Source organism: Microcystis sp. M53603_WE2 (genome assembly GCF_030065435.1).
On sequence record NZ_JASJFF010001267.1, the window covers coordinates 1 to 1,866 of the forward strand.

General features: G+C 45.7%; 2 protein-coding genes. Both read right to left on the reverse strand.

What is annotated here, in order from left to right; genetic code table 11:
- Nucleotides 1-1,230, reverse strand: a 1,230-nt coding sequence (locus tag PX481_RS26570) for an ABC-F family ATP-binding cassette domain-containing protein (protein WP_288096928.1), incomplete at its 3' end; no start/stop codon positions are given.
- 191 nt (nt 1,231-1,421) lie between these two features.
- Nucleotides 1,422-1,866, reverse strand: a 445-nt coding sequence (locus PX481_RS26575; protein WP_288096930.1) for a TCP-1/cpn60 chaperonin family protein, incomplete at its 5' end; no start/stop codon positions are given.

The following is a 1,866-nucleotide window of genomic DNA, read 5'->3' on the forward strand; positions in this document are numbered from 1 at the left end:
GGCCACACTTTTCAGATATTCGATCACTCTTTGATTTTCGTTGATATTGAGATCATCGGATTGTTGATCGAAGTAACCAATATGAATAGTGGAACCGATGTCAACCGTGCCTGAATCGGGGAGAGTTTTCCCGGTAATAATATCCATGAGAGTAGATTTTCCTACCCCGTTACTGCCAATAATACCGATGCGATCTTCGGGGGTAAAAATATAGGTAAAATCTTTAATTAAAGTATGATCGCCGTAAGCTTTCGAGATCTTTTCTACTTCAATAACTTTTTTGCCGATGCGTCTTCCTGCGGTGGCAATATCGACTTTTCCTTCCACCTGTTTAAATTCCTTATTACCCATTGCCTGAATGCGATCAATCCGCGCTTTTTGTTTGGTGCTGCGTGCTTTTGGTCCCCGGGATAACCATTCTAATTCCCGTCGTAAAACTCCCGCGTGTTTGCGTTGACTACTGGCGATCGATTCTTCCGCTAAAGCTTTTTTTTCTAGATAATAGGCATAATTACCGGAATAAGTAGATAAATCTCCCCGATCGATTTCAATGATGCGATTAGTCACTCGATCGAGAAAATAGCGATCGTGAGTAATTAATAATAATCCTCCCCGAAAACGGGACAAATAACTCTGTAACCACTCCACGGAAAGCGCGTCTAAATGGTTGGTGGGTTCATCCATCAATAAACAGTCAGGATCGGCTAAAAGTGCGGTAGCGATGGCGATTCTTTTGCGATATCCCCCCGATAAATCTCCCACGCGAGCATTAAAATTATCGATGCCCAGTTTACTTAAAATAACTTTAGCATTGGTTTCTAAATCCCAGGCGGCAAGTTTATCAATTTGTTGCGAAACCCTTGACAAACGTTCCATAATAGTATCCAGATTTTCTGGCTCATGGACAAGGCGATCGGACAATTCCTCGTATTCCTTAATTAAAGTCATACTTTCGCCACTATCGGCGAAAACCTGCTCTAAAACCGTTTTATCATTGTCTAGATCGGGTTGCTGGGGTAAATAGACGATTTTCATCCCGGAATTGATTTGAATTTCGCCACCATCGATCGCTTCTAATCCGGCGATCATTTTCAATAGGGTCGATTTTCCCGATCCATTCGTACCGATCAGGCCGACTTTATCGCGATCATCGAGGCTAAAACTGGCATCTTTGAGAATTTCCTTGATACCGAAGTCTTTTTTGAGCGATCGAACCGTCAGCAGTGTCATGATTTCTGGGAATAATCCTTCTTTTCTAGTGTAGTGTCTGGACTAATGCAAAGGATAGATTAAGCAGGTTCTGCTGAAAAAGTTTTTCCCGAGGAAAAAAAAACCTGTCCCTAATGCCGACGATAACCAGAAAAGGGACAGATTGGCTCAATGGAATGAGATTATTTTCAGGGGCCAGACGGCATCAGGAATTACATCATGCCCATGCCACCCATGCCACCCATGCCACCCATGCCGCCCATGCCGCCCATGCCGCCCATGCCGCCCATATCGGGGGCTGCGGCTTCTTTAACGGGTTTTTCCACCACGAGGGCTTCCGTAGTTAAGACCATACCAGCGATGGAAGCGGCGTTTTGAACGGCTGACCGTACCACTTTAGCCGGATCGATAATTCCGGCGGCGATTAAGTCTTCGTACTTGCCGGTGAGGACATTGTAACCGACGCTAAAAGCGGTATCGCGCACACCTTCCACGATCACATCGCCTTCCACACCGGCGTTGTTGGCTAACTGACGCAGGGGGGCTTCTAGGGCTTTGGCGACGATATCGGCGGCGACTTTTTCCTCATCGTTAGTCAAAGAAGCTTTGAAAGCCTTCACCTTAGAAGCCAGATGAATCAAGGTTGTACCACCGCCC